This window comes from Microbacterium sp. zg-YB36, assembly GCF_024623575.2.
Lineage (GTDB): Bacteria > Actinomycetota > Actinomycetes > Actinomycetales > Microbacteriaceae > Microbacterium.
Genome location: NZ_JANJFD020000001.1, coordinates 1,692,907 through 1,714,900, shown reverse-complemented (window position 1 = coordinate 1,714,900; position 21,994 = coordinate 1,692,907). Strand labels below are relative to the sequence as shown.

At 70.2% G+C, this 21,994-nt stretch carries 24 protein-coding genes and 1 pseudogene; 17 read left to right on the top strand and 8 right to left on the bottom strand.

Annotation, left to right across the window (positions count from 1 at the left end):
* Nucleotides 1-213, bottom strand: a pseudogene (locus NQ151_RS08845) (heavy metal translocating P-type ATPase); the annotation flags it as partial.
* Between the two features lie 314 nt (nt 214-527).
* On the opposite strand from NQ151_RS08845, the gene NQ151_RS08840 reads away from it, so the two are divergent.
* Nucleotides 528-1,580, top strand: a complete 1,053-nt coding sequence (locus tag NQ151_RS08840) for a YihY/virulence factor BrkB family protein (protein ID WP_257507692.1) — start codon at nt 528-530, stop codon at nt 1,578-1,580.
* A gap of 17 nt (nt 1,581-1,597) precedes the next feature.
* Here the strand turns inward: NQ151_RS08840 and NQ151_RS08835 are convergent, their stop codons facing one another.
* Both NQ151_RS08835 and NQ151_RS08830 read right to left on the bottom strand, forming a co-directional pair.
* Nucleotides 1,598-2,569, bottom strand: a complete 972-nt coding sequence (locus tag NQ151_RS08835; RefSeq protein ID WP_257527785.1) for a cation diffusion facilitator family transporter — start codon at nt 2,567-2,569, stop codon at nt 1,598-1,600.
* A complete protein-coding gene (locus NQ151_RS08830) occupies nt 2,569-3,054 on the bottom strand; it encodes a transporter substrate-binding domain-containing protein (protein ID WP_257527784.1) in 486 nt (161 codons plus the stop codon). Before NQ151_RS08830 ends, NQ151_RS08835 begins: the two co-directional genes overlap by 1 nt.
* A gap of 188 nt (nt 3,055-3,242) precedes the next feature.
* Here NQ151_RS08830 and NQ151_RS08825 point away from each other — a divergent pair, with 188 nt between their 5' ends.
* A complete protein-coding gene (locus NQ151_RS08825) occupies nt 3,243-3,632 on the top strand; it encodes a DUF7882 family protein (protein WP_257527783.1) in 390 nt (129 codons plus the stop codon).
* Nucleotides 3,633-3,638: 6 nt separating this feature from the next.
* On the opposite strand, the gene NQ151_RS08820 is transcribed toward NQ151_RS08825, so the two are convergent.
* A complete protein-coding gene (locus NQ151_RS08820) occupies nt 3,639-3,983 on the bottom strand; it encodes a hypothetical protein (protein WP_257527782.1) in 345 nt (114 codons plus the stop codon).
* A gap of 121 nt (nt 3,984-4,104) precedes the next feature.
* Between NQ151_RS08820 and NQ151_RS08815 the strand changes: the two genes are divergently transcribed.
* Together NQ151_RS08815 and NQ151_RS08810 are read left to right on the top strand one after the other, a co-directional pair.
* The gene (locus NQ151_RS08815; RefSeq protein ID WP_257507697.1) at nt 4,105-4,437 is read left to right on the top strand and encodes a DUF7882 family protein; all 333 of its coding nucleotides are present in this window, start codon (nt 4,105-4,107) and stop codon (nt 4,435-4,437) included.
* A complete protein-coding gene (locus NQ151_RS08810; RefSeq protein WP_257507698.1) occupies nt 4,424-4,654 on the top strand; it encodes a hypothetical protein in 231 nt (76 codons plus the stop codon). Before NQ151_RS08815 ends, NQ151_RS08810 begins: the two co-directional genes overlap by 14 nt.
* Here NQ151_RS08810 and arsB read toward each other — a convergent pair.
* Together arsB and NQ151_RS08800 are read right to left on the bottom strand one after the other, a co-directional pair.
* Entirely contained in the window at nt 4,590-5,624 is a 1,035-nt protein-coding gene (gene arsB, locus NQ151_RS08805; protein ID WP_502883570.1) for an ACR3 family arsenite efflux transporter, read from the bottom strand. The two genes, NQ151_RS08810 and arsB, sit on opposite strands and share 65 nt — an antisense overlap.
* Nucleotides 5,625-5,703: 79 nt before the next feature.
* Nucleotides 5,704-6,069 carry an ArsR/SmtB family transcription factor gene (locus NQ151_RS08800; protein ID WP_257507700.1) on the bottom strand — a complete coding sequence of 122 codons (366 nt, stop codon included), beginning with the start codon at nt 6,067-6,069 and terminating at the stop codon, nt 5,704-5,706.
* A gap of 85 nt (nt 6,070-6,154) precedes the next feature.
* On the opposite strand from NQ151_RS08800, the gene NQ151_RS08795 reads away from it, so the two are divergent.
* The 6 genes from NQ151_RS08795 (at nt 6,155) to NQ151_RS08770 (ending at nt 12,020) form a co-directional block, all read left to right on the top strand.
* Nucleotides 6,155-7,465, top strand: coding sequence for an NAD(P)-binding domain-containing protein (locus NQ151_RS08795; protein WP_257527780.1), 1,311 nt, complete (start codon nt 6,155-6,157; stop codon nt 7,463-7,465).
* Nucleotides 7,453-7,971 (top strand): GNAT family N-acetyltransferase, encoded by a 519-nt coding sequence (locus NQ151_RS08790; protein WP_257527779.1) that lies wholly within the window; start codon nt 7,453-7,455, stop codon nt 7,969-7,971. Before NQ151_RS08795 ends, NQ151_RS08790 begins: the two co-directional genes overlap by 13 nt.
* Nucleotides 7,972-8,010: 39 nt before the next feature.
* Complete coding sequence (locus tag NQ151_RS08785; RefSeq protein WP_257527778.1) at nt 8,011-8,418, top strand: arsenate reductase ArsC; 408 nt, start codon at nt 8,011-8,013, stop codon at nt 8,416-8,418.
* Nucleotides 8,419-8,732: 314 nt separating this feature from the next.
* Nucleotides 8,733-10,052 carry an ABC transporter substrate-binding protein gene (locus tag NQ151_RS08780; RefSeq protein ID WP_257507704.1) on the top strand — a complete coding sequence of 440 codons (1,320 nt, stop codon included), beginning with the start codon at nt 8,733-8,735 and terminating at the stop codon, nt 10,050-10,052.
* A gap of 85 nt (nt 10,053-10,137) precedes the next feature.
* Nucleotides 10,138-11,124: a carbohydrate ABC transporter permease gene (locus NQ151_RS08775; RefSeq protein WP_257527777.1), complete on the top strand. Its 987-nt coding sequence runs from the start codon at nt 10,138-10,140 to the stop codon at nt 11,122-11,124.
* A complete protein-coding gene (locus NQ151_RS08770; RefSeq protein ID WP_257507706.1) occupies nt 11,121-12,020 on the top strand; it encodes a carbohydrate ABC transporter permease in 900 nt (299 codons plus the stop codon). Before NQ151_RS08775 ends, NQ151_RS08770 begins: the two co-directional genes overlap by 4 nt.
* A gap of 68 nt (nt 12,021-12,088) precedes the next feature.
* Here the strand turns inward: NQ151_RS08770 and NQ151_RS08765 are convergent, their stop codons facing one another.
* Nucleotides 12,089-13,858 (bottom strand): glycoside hydrolase family 35 protein, encoded by a 1,770-nt coding sequence (locus tag NQ151_RS08765; protein ID WP_257527776.1) that lies wholly within the window; start codon nt 13,856-13,858, stop codon nt 12,089-12,091.
* 131 nt (nt 13,859-13,989) lie between these two features.
* Between NQ151_RS08765 and NQ151_RS08760 the strand changes: the two genes are divergently transcribed.
* The 6 genes from NQ151_RS08760 to NQ151_RS08735 all read left to right on the top strand — a co-directional run bounded on the left by NQ151_RS08760 (nt 13,990) and on the right by NQ151_RS08735 (nt 19,553).
* Nucleotides 13,990-15,015, top strand: coding sequence for a LacI family DNA-binding transcriptional regulator (locus NQ151_RS08760; RefSeq protein WP_257527775.1), 1,026 nt, complete (start codon nt 13,990-13,992; stop codon nt 15,013-15,015).
* Between the two features lie 126 nt (nt 15,016-15,141).
* Complete coding sequence (locus tag NQ151_RS08755) at nt 15,142-16,029, top strand: SIS domain-containing protein (protein WP_257527774.1); 888 nt, start codon at nt 15,142-15,144, stop codon at nt 16,027-16,029.
* Nucleotides 16,026-16,964 carry an ROK family protein gene (locus tag NQ151_RS08750; RefSeq protein ID WP_257507710.1) on the top strand — a complete coding sequence of 313 codons (939 nt, stop codon included), beginning with the start codon at nt 16,026-16,028 and terminating at the stop codon, nt 16,962-16,964. The genes NQ151_RS08755 and NQ151_RS08750 overlap by 4 nt, the downstream gene beginning before the upstream one ends.
* The gene (locus NQ151_RS08745) at nt 16,961-17,926 is read left to right on the top strand and encodes a 1-phosphofructokinase family hexose kinase (protein WP_257527773.1); all 966 of its coding nucleotides are present in this window, start codon (nt 16,961-16,963) and stop codon (nt 17,924-17,926) included. Before NQ151_RS08750 ends, NQ151_RS08745 begins: the two co-directional genes overlap by 4 nt.
* The gene (locus NQ151_RS08740) at nt 17,917-18,765 is read left to right on the top strand and encodes a class II fructose-bisphosphate aldolase (RefSeq protein WP_257507741.1); all 849 of its coding nucleotides are present in this window, start codon (nt 17,917-17,919) and stop codon (nt 18,763-18,765) included. Before NQ151_RS08745 ends, NQ151_RS08740 begins: the two co-directional genes overlap by 10 nt.
* The gene (locus NQ151_RS08735; RefSeq protein ID WP_257507742.1) at nt 18,762-19,553 is read left to right on the top strand and encodes a DeoR/GlpR family DNA-binding transcription regulator; all 792 of its coding nucleotides are present in this window, start codon (nt 18,762-18,764) and stop codon (nt 19,551-19,553) included. The genes NQ151_RS08740 and NQ151_RS08735 overlap by 4 nt, the downstream gene beginning before the upstream one ends.
* On the opposite strand, the gene NQ151_RS08730 is transcribed toward NQ151_RS08735, so the two are convergent.
* A complete protein-coding gene (locus NQ151_RS08730; RefSeq protein ID WP_257507743.1) occupies nt 19,526-20,347 on the bottom strand; it encodes an IclR family transcriptional regulator in 822 nt (273 codons plus the stop codon). The two genes, NQ151_RS08735 and NQ151_RS08730, sit on opposite strands and share 28 nt — an antisense overlap.
* 79 nt (nt 20,348-20,426) lie before the next feature.
* Here NQ151_RS08730 and hutH point away from each other — a divergent pair, with 79 nt between their 5' ends.
* Nucleotides 20,427-21,980: a histidine ammonia-lyase gene (gene hutH / locus NQ151_RS08725; RefSeq protein ID WP_257527772.1), complete on the top strand. Its 1,554-nt coding sequence runs from the start codon at nt 20,427-20,429 to the stop codon at nt 21,978-21,980.
* Nucleotides 21,981-21,994 lie beyond the last annotated feature (14 nt).

The following is a 21,994-nucleotide window of genomic DNA, read 5'->3' as shown; positions in this document are numbered from 1 at the left end:
GGACGAACCCCAGCGGGGCGAGGCGATGAAGGTGACCGTGATCGCCAGCCCGATAAGCAGCATCATCCCGGGACGACGGGCCTTGAGCTCACCGATCGCGCCGGCGAGGAACGGCCGGCCGCCCCACAGGTACATCACGGTGCCCAGTGCCGGCGAGATCCAGGTGACACCGGGGATCGCGGGGAGCGCGTAGCCGAGAAGCATCGCGAACATGCCGGAGAAGGCCACGACGGGCACGGCGAGGATCAGGGTGATCCAGAACAGCCGGCGGAACTTGTGGATGCCGCGGGCGCAGTTCGCTCTCTTATACCCCCAGGGGGTATAAGACGTCAACCGAGCGTCGGGCCCAGGTATTCCGGGCGGATATCGGCGAACGCGTGATCGCGCCCCGACCGCACTGGCCCTCCGCAGCACACACGTTCCACGGATGCAAGTCCCTGTCGTGTGCGTGCACGTCACGAAGAATGGCAGTTCCCCGGGCGTCCGGCCGCGCCGGCAGACCCTTGCCCTTCGGAAGGAATGCGACAGTGAATCAGCAGAATCAGGACACGCGCGGCGGCGCGGTCCACCCAGATCACGCCGACAAGCCCGACGCACCTACGCAGATCGAGAAGCGCTCCTGGAAGTACGTGCTCGTCAAGACCGTGCGGGAGTTCACCGCCGATGGGTGCGTGGATGCCGCGGCCGGCCTTACCTACTATGCGGTGCTGTCGATCTTCCCCGCCCTCATCGCGGTCTTCTCGCTGCTCGGCGTCTTCGGCCAGAGCGGGTCCGCCGCCGACGCCGTGCTGGGGATCGTCGAGGACGTGGCCCCGGGTGAGACCGCCGAAACCCTCCGAGGCCCGATCGAGCAGCTCTCGCAGGCGCCGGGGGCGGGATTCGCGCTCATCACAGGCATCCTGCTGGCACTGTGGACCGCATCGGGTTACGTCGGGGCGTTCAGCCGGGCGATGAACCGCATCTACGAAGTCGAAGAGGGCCGTCCGTTCTGGAAGATGCGGCCCATGCAGCTGGTCGTCACGATCATCGCGGTGGTGTGCCTGACGATCGTCGCCGCCGGGCTGGTGCTATCCGGCGGCGTGGCCGACGCCGTCGGCAGCGCGATCGGCGTGGGGGAGGGTGTGCGCATCGCCTGGGACATCGTGAAGTGGCCGCTGCTGCTGCTGGTCGTGGTGTTCCTGATCGCCGTTCTCTACTACGCCACGCCGAACGCCAAGCAGCCGAAGTTCCGGTGGGTGAGCATGGGCGCGCTCCTGGCGATCGTCGTGCTGGCGCTGGGAACGCTCGGATTCGGACTGTACGTCGCGAACTTCTCCAACTACGACCGCACCTATGGGTCGCTCGCGGGAGTCATCGTCTTCCTGCTGTGGCTGTGGATCGCCAACCTCGCGCTGCTGTTCGGCGCGGAGTTCGACGCCGAACTCGAACGAGGACGCCAGTTGCAGGGTGGCATCGCGGCGGAGGAGGACATCCAGCTCCCCGCCCGCGACACCCGGCAGAGCGACAAGCGCGCCGAGAAGGAGCGGGAGGACATCGCCGAAGGTCGGCGTATCCGCCAACAGCACGCCGACGACTCGTGACGGGCAGTCGGAGCCGATCAGACAGGTGAGGTGACAGCGAGTTGCGCGGGCAGCTCGGGCACGAGCGTGATCACCATGTCGTGGATCTTCCAGTCCAGTGCGGTGCACTCCTCGGTCGCCTCGGTGACCTGCTCGAGAGTGGGCATGCGGCCGCGGGTGGGCACGATGAACGCCTCGACGTGGAAGAACTGTCCCTGATCGCGCACGCGGGTGGCGACCTGGGCGACCCAGGGGAGGTGCGCGAGAACTTCGTCCACCAGGGCGGCATCCGGATGCGGGCTGTAGTCATCGAACGTGGTTGCGCGGGTGTCCATCAGATCGGTGATCGCGGCGCGGGTGTTCTTCACCCCGTCCCAGAGGATGCTGGTGGCGATCAGCGTCGCGGCGACAGCGTCCGCCCACCACAGGCCGATTCCGATTCCGGCGACCCCGACGATCGAGCCGACCGCCGTCATCCAGTCGGCCTTGTTCATGTCGGCATCCGCGTAGAGCACCTTGTTGTGCAGCTGCTCGGCCAGCTGCATCTTCACGCGGCCGAAGTAGATCGGCAGCGGAATGGTGAGCGCCATCGCCACCATCATCAGCCAGCCGAGCCACACGGTCTGGCCGAACAGCTCCACCGACCCGATCGGCGGGCGGTCGCCCCGTGCCAGCCCGATCACCGACTCCACGAGCAGGAACGCCCCCATCGCGAACAGCGCGACCCCGGCGACGAGGTGGGCGACGCCGACAGAGCGGAAGAAGCCGTAGGGGTACTTCTCGGTGGGTGGCTTCGCCATCAAGCGGACGGCCAGTAGGAACGCCAGCGGCGGGGCGAGGGAGAGCAGGTCCTCGATCCACGCGGCTTTCATCGCCTGCGAGTTGCCCATCACGAGATAGACCATCGTGATCGCCACGGCCAGGAATGCGATCGTCGCCCACTCGATGCGGATCGCGCGCTTCAGTGCGTGTGCCTGCGCTTCCGGCAGCGGCAGCTGCGGTGGGTTCACTATGAGCCCTCCGCGCGCAGGAAGCCTTCCACGGCGGTGAGCAGGCGATTCTCGCCGAGGCGCGTAAGGAAGACGTGCTTCTTCGTCTGCCCGAACTCGTCGATCGCATCGACGTAGGGCACAGTGACGGCGGCCTTGTCGGTCCACGGGGTGTCCTCGGTGAACCCGCCGATGGCCAGGTCCAGCTCGCCCTGACGCAGCGCCTCGGCGAGCAGCGCCTCGCTGGCTTCGGTCCACACCACGTCGGCATCGAGGTCCGCCGCCAGTTGCTCGACGAGCTCGACCTCCGAGCCGGCGGGAGGGCCCGACGTGTCTGTCCACGGCGGGTTGTGCGTGATGCCGACCCGTATCTCCCCGTCGCGAACCCGGTCCAGCGTGCCGGCGGCATCCGCCGGTATCGCGGTGCAGCCGGCGAATGTCGCCGTCAGCAGTAGCGGCGAGATCACCAGGAGACGTCGGGCGTGGAGGGACGGTGAGCCTGGCATGCCCCCCACCATAAGCGGCCGCCCGGCGGCGACGCGGTAGCTCGCTAATCCGAGGGATGACGCCTAGAATGGGGTCACAGGTCTCGCCGACGACACTCGCTTATCGTTTCGCCAGCGACCCGAACCGCTTGTGGCACTTTTCTCATTGAACAATCTCCGCGACCTGTCTGAGGTCAAGGAGAGAGCCCATGGGCACCCTGTATTACAGTTCCGCCAGCACCCCCGTTCAGATCGAAGACACGCTTCTGGCCCACCTGAAGGTGGTCATGGCCACGAAGCTGCGTCGCGGCGAGAGTTTCACGCTCGCGTGGCAGCACGATGAGAACAGCCCTGCCGGCCGTACGACCCTGTGGCTCGAACCTTCCATCCCGCTGCGGTTCGTGTTCGACGACGCCGATCCGGCGGTCCTCGACCCGCGCCGTATGCAGTCGATGGCGGATGAAGTCGCCAGGACCGGTGCGATCACGCTCCCGCCCCTGCACACCCCCAGGCCTGAGCGCACGCGGCAGGTAGCCGGGAGCGGTCCTCGCCGCCACCGTGGTGCAGTGACGGCCGACGCCGCGGCATCCGCGCGCTGACCTGCCTCAGAATTCGTCGGTGTACCCGTCGTCGAATTCGTCCTGGATCATCCCCGCCGCGGGCGACGGTGATCTGTCGTTGCGCACCCGAGCGGATACATCGCGCAGGTGTGCGACGAGATCCTCGTCGACGATCTCGTCGTACGGCGACGGTTCCGAGTCCGAAATCAGTTGACTCGCCGGGCCGATGAGTACTTCTGAGCGCCCCCGCGATCCGTCTTCATTGAGCGTCGGCACCTCGACCGTCGCCGAGTCGCCGGCGCCGGCCAGCGCCTGGGCGTAATCGAGCAGCGCATGGGCGATGGCGGTGCCGGTCAGGATCGAACTGCCCGCGTAGTGAAGTCTGTCCATGTTCCGTATCTATCCCGGCAAAGCCCTCCTCGCGCACCGCCTTCCCTTCCCCGCGGACTTGGGATAAGAAGAGGCCGGCAGGGGTGCCGCTTCCGCGAGCGGGGCAGAGGGGATCACCACGATGGGCAAGTTCATTTTCGAAGGTCAGCTCAAGGCCGACTTCGAAGACAGGCTGCTCGCCCACCTGCAGGTGGTCATCGGCAGCAAGCTGCGCCGCGGGGAGTCGTTCTACTTCAGCTGGAAGGACGACGCGAGCATCGGCGACGGTCGGACCACCATCTGGGTGCACCCGCGAAGCGTGCTGGTCTACAAGTACTACGGCAGTCGCCGGGTACCGCTGAACCCGGCGTGGCTGGGCGCCCTGGCCTACACCGCCAACTCTCCGCACGGGCTGTACGTCGTGCCCGAGCCCGCCCCCGACACAGAGACTCCCAAGTTCGATGAAGCGCATTGACATCGCCTACGGCGGCCACTCCTACTCGATCAGCGGTCGCGACATCGCGGACCTCCGCGAGGAAATCCTCACCCGCATCGGCAGCGAAGCGCCCGCCTTCTGGCTCGAGGTGAACCATGGCGAGGGGCAGCCGCGTCCGACGTTCCTGCTCATCACCCCGACGACCGAGCTTGCGCTGACACCGATTCCGGGGGACGAGGAAGCTGTCGGGTCGTGACGTCGAACCGCGGCCGCAGCCACAACGCGACGTAGACCAGTCCCACCAGGACGGGCACTTCGATGAGGGGACCGACGATGCCGGCGAGGGCCTGGCCGCTGGTGGCCCCGAAGGTGCCGATGGCCACGGCGATGGCGAGCTCGAAGTTGTTGCCCGCCGCGGTGAAGGCCAGCGTCGTGGTGCGCTCGTAGCTCAACCCGATCGCCCTGCCGGTGGCGAAGCCGAGGAAGAACATGCCCGCGAAGTATGCCAGCAGCGGAAGCGCGATGCGGGCGACATCGAGGGGATGATCCACGACCTGCCGGCCCTGCAGTGCGAACAGCATGACGATGGTGAACAGCAGGCCGCCGAGCGCCAATGGACCGACCTTGGGCAGGAACACCGACTCGTACCAGTCCCGGCCGCGGCGGCGCTCGCCGATGAGGCGGGACAGGTACCCGGCGATGAGCGGAACGCCGAGGAAGACCAGGACGCTCAGGGCGATCGCCCACAGGGAGAATTCGGCGCTCGTGGTGGGCAAGCCGAGCCACGTCGGCAGCACCTGCAGGTAGAACCAGCCGAGCCCCGCGAACGCGATCACCTGGAAGACGGAGTTGAGAGCGACCAGGAATGCCGCAGCCTCCCGGTCACCGCACGCCAGATCGTTCCAGATGAGCACCATGGCGATGCAGCGGGCGAGGCCGACGATGATCAGTCCGGTGCGGTACTCGGGCAGGTCTGGCAGCAGCAGCCACGCCAGCGCGAACATCAACGCCGGGCCGACCAGCCAGTTGAGCGCGAGCGACGAGACGAGCAGGCGCTTGTCGCGGCCGATCACGGCGGCATCCGAATAGCGCACCTTCGCCAATACCGGGTACATCATCACGAGCAGGCCGATCGCGATCGGCACGCTGACGTTGCCGATGGATGCCGCGTGCAGCAGCTCCCCGAACCCGGGAGCGAACACCGCCAGCCCCAGCCCGGCGGCCATCGCCAGCAGGATCCACACCGGCAGCAGGCGGTCGAGTACTCCCAGGCGTGCCGGGGCGATGTCGGAGGTCACGTCCGCGTCACGCAGTCGGCGCGGGCGTCGTGGTGAACAGTTGTGAGACGCGGTCCAGCGCGCCGGGGACGAGCGCGAAGTAGGCCCACGTGCCGCGCTGGCTGCGGGTGAGGAACCCCGCCTCGGTCAGGACTTTGAGGTGGTGCGAAACCGTCGGCTGGCTCAGCCCCACGGGCTCGATCAGGTCGCACACGCACGCTTCGGCGTTCTCGGATGCCGCGACGATCGACAGCAGCCGCAGCCGGGTGGGATCGGCCAGCGCCTTCATCGTCTTCGCGAGCTTCTCGGCTTCGGCAGCAGACAACGGCTCCCGCACGAGCGGGGTGCAGCAGACGGTGGCGCTGACATCCGTGACTTCGAGCGTGATGGCCATGTATCGATACTAGTCGATATTGACAGCCGTCGATATCGAGGATAGAACTGAATATCGACGATCATCGATATCTGAGGAGTCCACGATGACACTGCTGGATCTCACACCTCGTCCCTCGGTCGACGGCGCGCTCGCGTCGCTGCCCGTCGCGATCATCGGTGCTGGGCCGGTGGGCCTGGCCGCCGCTGCGCATCTGGTCGAACGTGACATCGACTTCGTCGTCTACGAGGCGGGCGACACCATTGCGGCCAGCGTGCAGGAGTGGGGGCACACCCGGCTGTTCTCGCCGTGGCGGCACCTGGTCGACCCCGCCGCGCACCGGCTGCTGGAGCCGCAGGGGTGGGTGCTGCCCTCACCGGACCGAGCGCCGACCGGTGCTGAGCTCGTGGAACAGTACGTCGCACCGCTCGCGCGGCTGGAGCCGATCGCCTCCCGCCTCCGCACCGGTGCGACGGTGCTCGCCGTCTCGCGGCAGGGCATGGACCGCACTCGCACCCGGGGACGTGCGGCGACGCCGTTCGTGCTGCGCGTCCGCGACGCGGCGGGCGACGTGTCCGACCTGACTGCGCGGGCGGTGATCGATGCCTCCGGCACCTACACCTCGCCCAATCCGCTGTCCTCCGACGGGCTCGAACTGCTGGGCATGGGCGCCATCGCCGACCGCGTGACCGCGGCGCTGCCCGACGTGCTCGGGCGGGACCGTGCCCGGTTCGCCGGTCGCCGGGTCACCGTGGTCGGGGCGGGGCACTCTGCAGCGAACACTCTGCTCGGCCTCGTCGAGCTGGCCGGTGACGAACCCGGGACGGCTGTGACGTGGCTCATCCGCAACGACAGCGCCGCGCGGGTGTCGTCCTCGCCCGACGACGAACTCCCCGGCCGCGCGCACCTCGGCGGCCGCGTCGATGCCGCCGTCGCGCGCGGCGAGATCACCGTCGTGGACCGGTTCGAGATCGTCCGCGGCAGCATCGACGGCGATGCCGCGGTGCTCGTCGGCAACCGGGGTGGTGAGCTGGTCACCCACGTCACCGACGTCGTGGTGAACGCGACCGGCTTCCGCCCCGACCTGGACATGCTGCGGGAGATCCGACTCGACCTCGACGATGTCGTCGAGGCGCCCGCGCGCCTGGCGCCGCTCATCGACCCGAACGAGCACTCCTGCGGCACCGTCGCACCGCACGGCTTCCGCGAGCTCGCCCACCCCGAGCCCGGGTTCTTCATCGTCGGGATGAAGTCCTACGGCCGCGCTCCCACCTTCCTGCTGGCCACCGGCTACGAGCAGGTGCGGTCGGTGACCTCCTGGCTCGCCGGTGACACCGCCGCCGCGTCGACGGTGCAGCTCGTGCTCCCGGCGACGGGTGTGTGCTCCACTGATCAGGCGGGCGGATGCTGCTCATGACCCTGCGGGAGATGACGGCTACCGACTGGCCCGCCGTGGCGGAGATCTACCGCCAGGGGATCGAGGACGGCGAGGCGACCTTCGAGACCCGCACCCCGACGTGGCCCGAGTTCGACGCCGGCAAGCTGACCTCCCCGCGTCTGGTGTCCACCGGCGACGACGACCGGGTGCTGGGCTGGGCGGCGGCATCCCCGGTCTCATCGCGCGAGGCATACCGCGGCGTCATCGAGCACTCGGTCTACGTGGACCGTGGCGCGCGGGGCCAGGGCATCGGCCGGCTGCTGCTGGCCGCGTTCGTCGATGCCGCCGACGCCGCCGGGCTCTGGACCATCCAGTCGAGCATCTTCCCCGAGAACACCGCCAGTCTGCGGCTGCACGAGGCGGCGGGTTTCCGTGTCGTCGGGCGTCGCGAGCGGATCGCGCGTGCCGCGGTCGGGCCGCACGCCGGCAGCTGGCGGGACACCGTCCTCATCGAGCGGCGGAGCACCCGCGCCGGGTGCGATTGACTGGTACTGCAACACCGAAGGTCTACGAGGAGAGCCCCCATGCCCGACAAGCCCACCGTCCTGTTCGTCTGCGTGCACAACGCCGGCCGCTCGCAGATGGCCGCCGGCTACCTGCGCGCACTCGCCGGAGACGACATCGAGGTGCTGTCGGCCGGTTCCGCCCCGAAAGACCAGATCAATCCGGTCGCCGTCGCGGCGATGAGCGAGGAGGGGATCGACATCGCGGGGAACACCCCGAAGGTGCTCACCGTCGACGCGGTGAAGCAGTCCGATGTCGTGATCACGATGGGGTGCGGGGATGCCTGCCCGATCTTCCCCGGCAAGCGCTACGAGGACTGGGTGCTCGATGACCCCGCCGGGCAGGGGATCGAGGCCGTCCGCCCGATCCGTGACGAGATCCGCCGCCGGGTCGAGGTGCTCATCGCGGAGTTGCTGCCTGAGCGGTGACCCGCATGCCGCGCGGCGGCGTCCGCGGCTGATCGCCTGTCGCCCGGTGTCGCTTCGCGGCGCCTGAAGTACCCCACGCGCCGGCGGTTTCTCCCGGCCGATCGCTGCGCGCGGCTCTGCCGCGGTTCGTAGTGTTCGCGGTAAGCAATTCCGCCAACGTGATGAGTTCGAGACTTGCTCAGGCGCGGCGAAACGGTATTGTGAACGCAAACATCCATCTCATCGACGAAGATGGCGAACGCACGATCTCGCATCAACCGCCGATGCACACCGGTCGCGCCTGGGGGCGCGTCCTCCTCGAAGGAGAGCGACACATGACAACGAAGTTCCGCGGCGGTCGTACCGCTGCAGTCACGGCTCTGGCAGCCGTCTCCGCGGTCGCCCTGGCCGCATGCAGCGGCGGCAGCGCAGGCACGAGCCCTGAGGAATCCTCGGGCGACGCGGTCGAGATCACCTACATCCACCGCCTGCCCGACGGCGAGGGCATGACCGCCGTCGCCGACATCGTCGACCGCTGGAACCAGGACAACCCCGGCATCCAGGTCACCGCCACGAAGTTCGACGGCGCGGCCAGCGACCTGATCCTCAAGCTCGAGACCGACGTCAAGGCCGGCAATGGACCGTGCCTGGCGCAGCTGGGCTACTCCGAAGTGCCGCAGCTGTTCGTCAAGGGTCTGCTCGAGGACGTCGCCGCCGAGGCGGGCAAGTACGAGGGCGATTTCGGCGCCGGCGCATACGCGATGATGACCGTCGGCGACGCCGTCGTCGGCCTGCCGCAGGACACCGGCCCCCTGGTCTACTACTACAACGAGGCGGAGTTCGAAGCGCTCGGCCTGCAGGTGCCGACCACGATCGAGGAGCTCTCCGCCAGCGCGGCGATCGCCGCCGACTCGGGCAAGTACCTCGCCGCGTTCACCCCGGACGAGGCACTCAACTGGCTCGCGGCGCAGTCCGCCGCCGCCGGTGACGCCTGGTTCGACACCTCGGGCGACTCCTGGTCGGTCGAAGTCGAAGGCCCCGGCAGCCAGAAGGTCGCCGCGTTCTGGCAGGGGCTGGTCGACGGGCAGGACGCCCTGATGACCGAGCGCTGGGGCGAAGGCTTCACGCAGGCCATCAACGACACGGCTCTGATCGGCCACATCGGCGCAGCGTGGGAGGCGGGCTTCATGCTCGACTCGCTCGACGGCACTGCGGCCGAGGGCCAGTGGCGCGTCGCGCAGCTGCCCGACTTCGGCGCCGGCGCGATCTCGGGCCCCGACGGCGGCTCCGGCGTGGCTGTCATGGCCGGCTGTGAGAACCCCGCCGAGGCGATGGAGTTCAACGGCTGGTTCAACACCCAGATCGATGACCTCGCGTCGCAGGGCCTCGTCGTGGCGGCCAACGGCACGCCGGAGACCAGCGAGAAGATGCTGCGTCAGTTCGGCGGTCAGGACGTGCTGGCAGAGCTGGCCACGGCATCCGCTGCGATGAACCCGGAGTTCGTCTACGCTCCCGGATTCGCCTCGCTCACCACGATGAACGAGACCGCTTCCGGTGTCGCCACGGGTGGGGCCACGGTCGCGGACGTCTTCACGACCGGGCAGAACGACGCCGTCGCGGCGCTGAAGGACCTGGGCCTGCCGGTCGCGGACTGACGCGCTCCGCCGACACCCGCTGAGCCGGCGGAGCGCAAGGATCACCCATGCGCTCCGCCGGCTCCTGCACTTGAAAGACGATGACATGACACTGACCAGCCCGCCCACAGTGGTCGCCGCAGCTGCCAAGACGCGCGCGACCTTGCCGAAGCGAAAGGACCGAGCCCGACGCGGCGGCGCACGGCGGGAGGCGGTGACCGGCTGGCTGTTCCTGGCCCCGTTCGCGGTGCTGTTCGTCGTCGTGTTCGTCATCCCCATCGGCGTCTCGATCCGCGCGTCGATGTTCGGGGAGGTTCCCTCCGGTGAGGGCCTGTACGGCGGCGGCGAGCTGGTGGAGAAGTTCGTCGGCTTCGACAACTTCGCCATCGCGATCGCCAACGAGACGTTCTGGGCAGGCATGGGGCGCGTGCTGCTCTACGCGCTCGTGCAGATCCCGGTCATGACGATCGCCGCCCTCGGTCTCGCGCTCCTGCTGGACGCGTTCATCGTGCGCCGTCCCGCGTTCTTCCGCCTTTCGTTCTTCCTCCCGTACGCCATCCCGGGTGTCATCGCCGCGATGATGTGGCTGTACCTGTACACCCCCGAGGTGTCGCCGTTCATGCAGTACCTCCCCGAGGGGACGGACTTCATGGCGCCGGGCACGATCCTGCTGTCGATGGCGAACATGACGACCTGGACCTACACCGGGTACAACATGCTCATCTTCCTCGCCGCGCTCCAGGCGGCCCCGCGCGACCTCTACGAGGCGGCCCGCATCGACGGGGCGACGGGCTGGCAGATCGCGATCAAGATCAAGGTTCCGCTGGTGCGCGGCGCCGCCCTGCTGTCGGTGCTGCTGTCGATCATCGGCACGATCCAGCTGTTCAACGAACCCACGGTCATGGAGAGCCAGAACCCGTGGATGGGCAAGGGCTACACGCCGATGATGCTCACCTACAACTCGCTGCTCGGTGCGATCTCGCCCTCCGGCACGGGGATGGCCTCGGCCTACTCGCTGCTGATGGCCATGATCGCCGGCGTCCTGGCGATCGTCTACGCGCTGCTCCAGCGCCGCAAGGGAGACAACTCATGACCACCGCGACTCGCATCGGAAAGCGGCGCGCCCGCGAGGTCGACTTCGACCTGCCCCCGAAGAACGCGCTGCCGACGCTGCGGGGCAAGATCGCCGGGCTCATCGCGCTGGTCGCGGCCGCGGTGTACTTCCTCGGCCCGGTGTACTGGCTCGTCATCGCGGCGACGAAGAACAACCGCGACCTCACCTCGTCGTTCGGCTTCTGGTTCGCGGAGTGGAACCTCGGCGCCAACTACGAGAGCCTCATGTCCTGGACCCAGGGGATGTTCTGGCGCTGGGTGGGCAACTCGATCTTCTACTCGGTGACCGCCGGCGTCGTGGGCACGCTCTTCGCCGTCATGGCCGGCTACGCCATCGCGAAGTTCACCTTCCCCGGCAAGAAGATCGCCGTCGGCGTCATCATGGCGGGACTGCTGATGCCGGTGGCGCTGCTGACCGTGCCGCTGTACTTGGAGTTCCACGCCCTCGGTCTGGTGGACACCGCGTGGGCGATCATCATCCCCTCCGCCGTCTCGCCGTTCGGCGTGTTCCTGGGGATGGTCTACGCCCAATCGGTGCCGACCGAGCTGCTCGAGGCAGCACGCATCGACGGGGCGGGAGAGCTGCGGATCTTCTTCACGATCGTCATGCGCCTGCTCGCGCCGGCGATGGTGACGATCTTCCTGTTCATCTTCGTCGCGACCTGGAACAACTTCCTGCTGCCGCTGCTGATGGTGTCCTCGCAGGAACTCAAACCCGTCACGCTCGGCTTGTTCGGCATGATGAGCTACTTCTCGCCGAACAAGGGTGCCGTCATGCTCGGCGCGCTGCTGGGCGTGCTGCCGCTGATCATCCTGTTCTTCACGCTGCAGCGGTACCTGCGCTCGGGTCTGGCCGCCGGCGCCGTCAAGGGCTGACACCCGGACCACGAAGAACCCCCGGCGCCGCGGGCGCCGGGGGTTCTTTTCGTGCAGGTGGACGGGGCTCAGGAGCCGATGAACTCCTCGGCCTCACCCAGCGTCGCGACGTCGCGGATCTCGAGCTCGACCGGCAGCTGCTCCAGGTCCAGCACCCGCACCTCGTTGGTCCCGGCACGCCACAGCGGCGCCGGCGCGTAGAGCGTCTCCTGCGGGCCGACGCTCCAGTAGCGGCCGAGGAGGAAGCCGTTGAGCCAGACCAGGCCCATGCTGCCGCCGGGGAGGGCGAGCCACGCGTCGGCGGCTTCGTCGAGCTGGACGGTCGCGGTGGCCAGACCGGCCGCCGCGGTGGTGTCGCCGATGCCGGTGAGCGAGCCGTCGAGCGGGACGATCCGGTGCGTCCAGCCGTGCAGGTAGCGCCGGCCGAGCAGCACGCCGCCGAGGATGCCCTTGTGCTCGCCGATGTGGGCGCCGTAATTGATCCGGCCGAGGCTCTCCACGATCAGCGTCAGGTCGTGGTCTCCCGCGCCGTCGAGGACCACACTGGTCTGGCCGTCCCGCTCGAGCCGGGCGACCGGCTCACCGTCGAGGAGCACGATCGCACGATCGTGCAGCCCGTTGATCGTGAGGCTCGTCTCCGTCCCGATGTGCACGCGCGTCTCGTACACGACGACGCCGTCCGCGACGCCGAGCTCCTCGAACGTCGCGGGCCGGGCGCGGCGTTCCCCCGCGGGCAGGGCGCGAAGCGTCTCGCCCAGCGATCCCTCGCGCACCAGCGGCACCGACTGCGGCTCCTGGAACCACGGTTCGGCCGGCACGGGAGGCAGCGGCTCGTCGTGGAACGGGGCGAAGGCGGCGCGCAGGGCCTGGAACTTGGCGCCCACGCGGCCATCCTCGGCGATGGGGGCATCGGAGTCGTAGCTGGTGACGGTCGGCTGCAGCACGCCGTCCCAGTTGGCTCCGGCCCACAGGCCGAAGTTGGTGCCGCCGTGGGCCATGTACAGGCTCACCGAGCCGCCGGCTGCCAGCAGTGCGTTGACCGTGCCGATCATGCTGGCGGCACTGCGGACGTGATGGCGCTCTCCCCAGTGGTCGAACCAGCCGCCCCACAGTTCGCTGCACAGCAGCGGTGTGGCATCCGGCAGGAGCGTCTGTGCCGTGTCGACCCCGGTGCCGAACGTGAAGCTCGGCATGGCGCCGTCGACCGAACCGTGCCGCTGCATATCGGGGGTGATGCCGTCGGCGGTGGTGAGCAGTTCCACGATGCCGTGTGCGCGCAGCAGATCGCGCTGGTGCTCCATGTAGACGCGGTCAGAGCCGAACGAGCCGTACTCGTTCTCGACCTGCACCGCCACGATCGGGCCGCCGTTGACGGCCTGCAGCGGTGCGAGGCGGGGGAGCAGCTCGGCGTACCAGGCCTCGATCGGGCCGAGGAAGGCGGGGTCGCTGCTGCGCACGTGACGCGTGCGGGCGGTCAGCCAGGCCGGGATGCCGCCGTTGGTCCACTCCGCGCAGATGTACGGGCTCGGTCGCACGTAGACATCCAGCCCCACCTCGGCGGCGAGCCGGATGTAGCGCTCGATGTCCTGCCAGCCGTCGAAGCGGCGTGCGCCCTCGACCTGTTCGTGGAAGTTCCACGGGATGTAGGTGTCCACCGTGTTCGCGCCCATGGCTGCGAGCCGGCGCAGCCGGTCCTCCCACTGGTCGGGGTGCACGCGGAAGTAGTGCACGGCACCGGCCAGCATGCGATGGGGGCGCCCGTGCCGCAGCAGGGTGCCGTCGACATATGTGAGCGCTGCTACTGAGGAGTGCTGGTCGACCGCTGCGGGCGTATCCATCCGTGGGCTCCCTTTCGATTACGGGACCCTCGGTCCGAATGGTGCGATGTTTGCGTTCACATCTCATGACATTCTGCCCTATTTCGGGGTGCGATGGAATGTTCTGGTGGTGCGCTCACTACGATGAGTCCATGCCGCGCCGCACCTCGGGGGATCGAGCCCCCAGCCAGGTCGATGTCGCGCGTGTCGCGGGCGTCTCCACGCAGACCGTTTCCCGCGTCATCGCGGGGCAGGCCAATGTGCGCCCGGAGACGGCGCACCGGGTGATGGCGGCCGTGGAGGCCACCGGCTACCGCCTGCACGCCGCCGCAGCCTCGCTGGCGTCGGGGCGCACCCGCATGCTCGGGGTGATCTCGGTGTCGACCGCGCGCTACTCCACCAGCGCGATCCTGCTCGGCGTCGAGGCCGTCGCCGCCCAGGAGGGATACGCCGTCACCTCCGCGAGCGTCCCGCAGCACTCCCCGCCATCGGCGTTCGTCGAGGCGTTCGACCGGCTCGAGCGCCAGGGTGCCGAGGGCATCGTCCTGCTCGCACCCGTGGGCTTCCTCCCCGACGCGCTGGGCAATCGCACCGATCGCACGCCCACCGTGGGCCACCGTCAAGCCGACGGGCAGGGGGTCGATGCGCTCATCAACCAGCGTGCGATCGCCCGCGCGGCGACCGAGCACCTGCTCGATCTCGGGCATGAGACGGTGTGGCACGTGTCGGGCGATGAGTTCTGGCAAGAGTCCGTTGCCCGCCGGGAGGAGTGGGAGCAGGTGCTGCGCGAGCGCGGCATCACGCCCCCGCCGGTGATTCCGGGCGACTGGTCGCCGGAGTCCGGCTACCGCGCCGGCCGCACGATCGCGGTGATCCCCGGCGTGACGGCGGTGTTCGTCTCCAGCGACGAGATGGCCTTCGGCATGGTGCGGGCGCTGCACGAGGCGGGACGCTCCGTCCCCGGCGACGTCTCGGTCGTGAGTGTCGACGACATCGCACTCGCGGCCTTCGCGACGCCGGCGCTCACAACGGTGCGCCAGCCCTTCGAGCAGGTCGGCCGCACCGCCGCGGAGCGGGTGATCGCACTGATCGAGGAGCGCGAACCGCTCACCACTACACCGGTCGCTCCCGAGCTGATCGTGCGCGCCTCCGCGGCGCCGCCGCGTACCGCGGACTGATTCACCGCGCCATGTGGTCGCGGGATGCTCTGCCTCTGAATGATCACTAGACTGACTGAAACACCGCACACGCAATCACAATCGATCAATCTCTGATCAGGGCGCTGCGGGGGAAGCAGGCAGGCGATGAGTGGCGAACTGACGTACATGGAGACCGAGCTGCGGACGCAGCCGCAGACGTGGGCGCGCGCCGCCGACCTGGCTGCGAGCCAGTCCGTGCTGCCCGAGCGAGGCGCGCGCGTCGCGGTGGTCGGCTGCGGCACGTCGTGGTTCATCGCCCAGGCGTACGCCACCCTGCGTGAGCGCAGCGGCGCCGGGATCACCGACGCGTTCTCGGCATCCGAGATGCCCGACCGCGACTATGACGCGATCGTGGCGCTGACCCGCTCGGGCACCACCACCGAGGTGCTCCAGCTCGTCGAGCGCATGAAGGGCCGCACGAAGCTGATCGGCGTCGTCGGCGACGACACCTCGCCCCTGCCGGGCATGGTGGATGCCGCAATCACGATGCCGTTCGCCGACGAGCGCTCCGTCGTGCAGACGCGCTTCGCCACGACGGCGCTGGCCCTGTTCCGCGCCTCGCTGGGCGAGGACCTCACGCCTGTGATCGCCGACGGGGAGCGCGCGATCGCCGAAGAGCTCGACGCCGAGCTGGTCAACGCCGAGCAGTACACGTTCATCGGCACCGGCTGGTCGATCGGCCTGACGCACGAAGCGGCGCTGAAGATGCGCGAAGCCTCGCAGTCGTGGACCGAGTCGTACCCGGCCATGGACTACCGCCATGGGCCGATCGCGATCGCCGCGCCCGGCCGCGTGACCTGGTCGTTCGGCGAGGCGCCGGCGGGGCTGGCCGAGGAGGTCGCCCGCACCGGCGCCCGTTTCGAGCAGAGCGGACTGGACCCGATGGCGGACCTGGTGCGGGTGCAGCGGGTGGCTCTGGCCCGGGCCGTCGCGCGCGGACTGAACCCCGACCTGCCCCGCAACCTCACGCGCGCGGTCATCCTCGACGCATGACCGCGCCGGCCCTCGGCGACGGCCCCGTCGTCCTCTCCTTCGACGTCGGCGGCACCGCGACCAAGTCCGCGCTCATCGACGCCGGGGGTCAGATGACCGACCTGCGCCGTACGCCGACCCCGCTGTCTGCGGCCGACCCCGCCGGTGCGATCGCAGCGCACCTGGCGGTGCTGGCGGCGGCATACCGCACCGCCCACCCGCAGCTGGTCCCGGTCGCGGCCGGGCTGAGCGTGCCGGGACTCGTGGACGAGGATGCCGGCATCGGCATCTTCTCCAGCAACCTGGGGTGGCGAAACGCGCCGCTGCGCGACCTCGCGCAGGCCGCGGTGGAGGTGCCGGTCGCGTTCGGGCACGACGTGCGCGCGGCCGGTCTCGCCGAGTACCGCTGGGGCGCGGCCCGCGGGCATCGCGACGCGATGATCATCGTGATCGGCACCGGGATCGCCTCGACGATCATCGTCGACGGGGTGCCGCTCGTGGGCGGCGGCTACGCGGGCGAGATCGGCCACGTCGTGTCCGAGGTCGACGGTGAGGCCTGCCCGTGCGGCGGAGTCGGATGCCTCGAGACCGTCGCCTCCGCCGGCGCCATCGCGCGCCGCTACCGCCGGGCCACCGGCCACGACGTCGACGGCGCCCGCGGCGTGCTCCAGGCCGCGCACCGCGGCGACGAAGACGCGACGCGCGTGTGGACGGGAGCGGTCGAGGCGCTCGCCCACGAGATCGCCCGCGTCGTCACGGTGCTCGCGCCGGGGATCGTCGTCGTCGGCGGCGGGCTCGCCGAGGCCGGCGACGATCTGTTCGTCCCGCTGCGCGAGCGGATCGCCGGGATCCTCAGCTTCCAGCGCGTCCCGCCGATCGTCCCGGCCACGCTCGGCGAGGACGCCGGCCTGATCGGCACGGCCCTGCGCGCCCGCCTGCTGAGCGTGACCACGTGATCCTCACCGTCACCCCGAACCCGGCGCTGGACTGCACCTGGCACGTCGCCGCCCTGACCCCCGGCGACTCCCACCGGGTCGGCGCCGGGGCGGAGCGCGCCGGCGGCAAGGGCATCAACGTCGCCCGGGTGCTGCACGCCACCGGAACCGACACCCTCGCCCTGGCCACCGCGGGCGGGGCGACCGGTGACGCGCTCGCCCTCGACCTGCGCGCGGCGGGACTCGCGCACCGGCTCGTCCCGGTCGCGGCATCCACCCGTCGCAGCATCGCCGTCGTCGATGACGGGCGGGGCGAGGCAACACTGCTGAACGAACGCGGCGCCGCGCTGTCGCCCGACGAGGTCACGGCGCTGCTGCACACGGCGCGCACCCTCGCCGCGGGTGCCGCGGCGGTCGTGCTGTCGGGCAGCCTGCCCGCCGGCATCCGTTCCGAGGACGTCGGCCTGCTCGCCGCCGACCTCGTCGCCACCGGAACGATCGTGATCGCCGATGTGACCGGCCCCGCGCTGATGGCGGCCGCCGAGGCCGGCGCCCACGTCGTCAAACCAAACGCGGCCGAACTGCACGAGACCACCGGGTGCGCCGACGTGCTGACGGGGGCGCGGATGCTGCTCGAGCGCGGCGCGGGGCTGGTGATCGTCTCGCTCGGCGCGGACGGCATGCTGCTGGTGGGCCGCACCGCCCCCGACCGGCCGCTGCGGGCGCGACTGCGCCGCACGGGGCCCGCCCCCCCCCCCGGCGCGGGCGCCGCCGCGTGCGCGGCGGTGGTTGCCGCGCTCGTCCAGCGCGGCAGCGCCGCCGACCTGACCGACGACGAGCTGGCCGGGCTGGCACGCGATGCCGTCGCGTGGTCGGCATCCGCTGTCCTCATGCCGCAGGCGGGCGAGGTGTCGCCCGAGCGCGAGCGGCTCGCCGCCGATGTGATCTTCGACACCGACCTCACGGAGCTGACATGCCACTGACCGCCACCCACGCGATCCTCGACCGGGCGCGTGCCGCCGGCACGGCGACGGGCGCGTTCAACGTGATCCACCTCGAGACCGCCGAGGCGCTGGTGCGGGCGGCGGAGCAGACCGGCCTGCCGGTCATCCTGCAGCTGTCGGAGAACTGCCTGCGCTATCACGGGGCGCTCGAACCGCTGGCTCTGGCGACCCTCGCGCTGGCCGAGGGATCGGATGCCGCGGTGGCCGTGCACCTGGACCACGCCGAGGATGCCGAGTTGGCGCTGCGTGCGATCGACCTCGGGTTCACCTCGGTCATGTACGACGGCGCCAAGCTGGACTTCGCCGACAACGTCGCCACCACGCGCCGGGTCGTCGCCGCCGGCGACGCGGCAGGAGTGCTCGTCGAGGCAGAACTGGGCGAGATCGGCGGCAAGGACGGCGCGCACGCGCCGGGCGTGCGCACCGACCCCGCCGAGGCGGCGGTGTTCGTCGCGCAGACCGGCGTCGGGGCGCTCGCGGTGGCGGTCGGCTCCTCCCATGCGATGGCCGAGCGCACCGCCGTGCTGGACCTCGACCTGATCGCGCGGCTGCGCGACGCTGTGGCGGTGCCGCTGGTGCTGCACGGATCGTCCGGAGTGCCGGATGCCACGATCGTGGCGGGCATCGGCTCGGGGCTGGTGAAGATCAACGTGTCGACGCACCTGAACGCGTTCTTCACGCGTGCCGTCCGCGCGCACCTGGACGACCACCCCACGGTCGTAGACTCCCGAAAGTACATCGACGCGGGGAGGTCTGCCGTGGTGGAAGAGGCGGCACGCCTGCTGCAGCTGTTCGCAACACCCCGGAGCGCCGGATGAACCGAGCCGAACGGCTCAGCGCCGTCCTGGACCTCCTCGCCGAGACCGGCCGACTGCAGGTCGAGGACGTCGTCGACCGGCTCGGCGTGTCGCCGGCCACCGTGCGACGCGACCTTGATGCCCTCGCCGAGCAGCAGCTGCTGGCCCGTACGCGCGGCGGGGCCGTGTCGCACTCGGTCGCCTACGACCTGCCGGTGCGGTACAAGAACCAGCAGCACCGCGAGGCCAAGCGCGCCATCGCACGTGCTGCGAGCGCGCTCGTGCCGCGCGGGGCGATCGTGGGGCTGTCCGGCGGCACGACGGCAACCGCGATCGCCGACGAACTGATGGCCCGCGGCGACGTCTCGGAGCAGGCCGACGACCCGGGACTAACCGTCGTCACCAACGCCGTCAACATCGTCATGCAGCTCGCGGTGCGCCCGCAGATCAAGACCGTCGTCGTCGGCGGGGTGCTGCACCCTCGCTCCTACGAGCTGGTCGGTCCCCACGCCGAGGAGACCCTCAGCCGCATCAACCTGGACATCGCGTTCATCGGCGCCAATGCGCTGCATCCCGACCACGGCGCCACGACCCACGACGAGCGCGAGGCCGCCGTCAACGCCGCCATGGCCCGCCGCGCCGCACGGGCGGTGCTGGTGGTGGACTCCGGAAAGCTCGACAAGCGCGTCTTCGCCGTGATCGGCCCGGAGCGGCTGTTCCACACCGTCATCACCGACGCCGGCATCACCGCCGATCAGCGGGCGAGACTGGCCGACCGCGGCTACGAAGTGATCGTCGCGGACGCCTGAGCCGGACGCGACCGCGTCGCGCTGATCGGGCGCCCGTGGATGCGCCGGGACAGATCGGCGGCGCTGGCGGTCACCTGTTGCCGGATCGCCGCAACCGTCTCCTCGGGCAGCGCGGCGTCGAACGTCACGGCGATGCTCGCGGCCGGCCACCCGGTGTGATCGCGCACCGCCACGGCGATCGATGCGAGTCCCGGCGTGATGTCACCGTGCTCGGTGGCGTACCCGTGCGCCCGCACCTGGGCCATGAGCCGGCCCAGCGCGGCGTAGCCGGAGATCTGCTGATCGGTGCGCTGCGTGAACGCGCTGGGGTCGGGGAACAGGGCGCGCAGCTGCGATTTCGGCAGCGTGGCCAGCAGTGCCCGGCCGCTCGCGGTGAGGTGGCTGGGCAGGCGCACGCCCACCTCGGTCACCAGTGACGGCCGCCGCGGCGCGCGCTCCTCGATGAGGTAGATCACATCGCGCCCGTGCAGCACGGCGAGATGGCCGCTTTCTCCCACGCGGTCCACGAGCGCCGCCAGGATGGGCCCGCCCAATCGCGTCAGCGGCTCCTGCCGGGAGAACCCGGAGCTGATCTCGAATGCCGCCAGCCCGATGCCGTAGCGCCGCTCCTCCGGAAAGTGCAGCACGAAGCCGTACTCGGCCATGACACCGAGCAGCCGGTACACCGTCGACCGGGGCAGCGACAGGGCGGTAGCGATGCTGGCAGCCGTCACCGGCCCGCGTTGCGCGGACAGGTGCCGCAGCATCTCCAGGGTGTGCCGCGCCGCCGGTGCCGGGCCCGCCGGGTCTTCCATGCGGCAACTGTCTCACGGGTGGGACGAATATTCAGCGGGGACGGGTGCCGGCGGCATCCGGATGCCGTGTGATGAGACCATGCGATCCGCCACCTCCGCTCCCGTCGTCGTCGGCACCGGCGCGGTCACGCTGGCCGATGTCGTGGCCGTGGCGCGTCGGGATGCCGCTGTCGCGATCGGCGACGACGCCCGCGCCGCCGTCGCCGCGAGCCGACGCACGATCGACGCGCTCGCCGGCGACCCGACGCCGCACTACGGCATCTCGACCGGGTTCGGGGCGCTCGCGACGACGTACATCGCCGCCGACCGCCGCACGCAGCTGCAGCAGAGCCTGGTGCGCTCCCACGCCGCCGGGTCCGGTCCTGAGGTCGAGCGGGAGGTCATCCGCGCGCTCATGCTGCTGCGCCTGTCGACGCTGCTCACCGGCCGCACCGGCGTGCGGCTGGAGACCGCCGAGACGTATGCCGCGATCCTCAACGCCGGCATCACCCCCGTCGTGCGCGAGTACGGCTCGCTCGGCTGCTCGGGTGACCTCGCCCCGCTCGCGCACTGCGCACTGACGCTGATGGGGGAGGGGACCGTCCACGATGCCGCCGGCGAACTCCTGCCCGCCGCCGACGCGCTCGCCGCCGCCGGCATCGCCCCGGTGCTGCTGGCCGAGAAGGAGGGCCTTGCCCTCATCAACGGCACCGACGGCATGCTCGGCATGCTGGCGCTGGCGATCGACGACCTGCGGCTGCTGCTGACGACCGCCGACATCACCGCCGCGATGAGCGTGGAGGCGCTGCTGGGGACGGATGCCGCCTTCGCCGACGACCTCGCCGCCCTCCGCCCGCAACACGGGCAGCGTGCCGCGGCGGCGAACCTGCGCGCTCTCCTGGAGGGGTCGGCCATCGTCGCCAGCCACCGGGGGCCGGAGTGCACCCGGGTGCAGGATGCCTATTCGCTGCGCTGCGCGCCGCAGGTGCACGGCGCAGCCCGCGACACCCTCGACCACGCGAGCGTCGTCGCCGAGCGAGAGCTCGCCGCCGCCGTGGACAACCCCGTCGTCACCGTCGACGGCAGGGTGGAGTCCAACGGCAACTTCCACGGTGCGCCCGTGGGCTACGTGCTGGACTTCCTCGCGATCGTCGTCGCCGACGTCGCGAGCATGTCGGAGCGCCGTACCGACCGCATGCTGGATCCGGCACGGAGCAACGGACTGCCGGCATTCCTCGCCCACGACGCGGGGGTGGATTCGGGGCTCATGATCGCCCAGTACACCGCCGCCGGGATCGTCTCGGAACTCAAACGCCTCGCCGTCCCGGCATCCGTGGACTCCATCCCCTCATCGGCGATGCAGGAGGACCACGTCTCGATGGGGTGGGCCGCCGCGCGCAAGCTCCGCACCGGGATCGACGGGCTCACGCGGGTGCTGGCGATCGAGGCGATGACCGCCGCGCGGGCGCTGGATCTGCGCGCTCCGCTGCGGCCCGCTGCGGCCACCGGCGCCGTGCTCGCCCGCATCCGCGAATCCGTCGCCGGTCCCGGCAGCGACCGGCACCTCTCACCCGAGATCGAGCACGTCGTCGATGCTGTGCGCACCGGCGCGCTGCGCGCCGCTGCCGGCGCCGTCGTGACCGACGTGCAGTGACCCGCGAGCCGTCC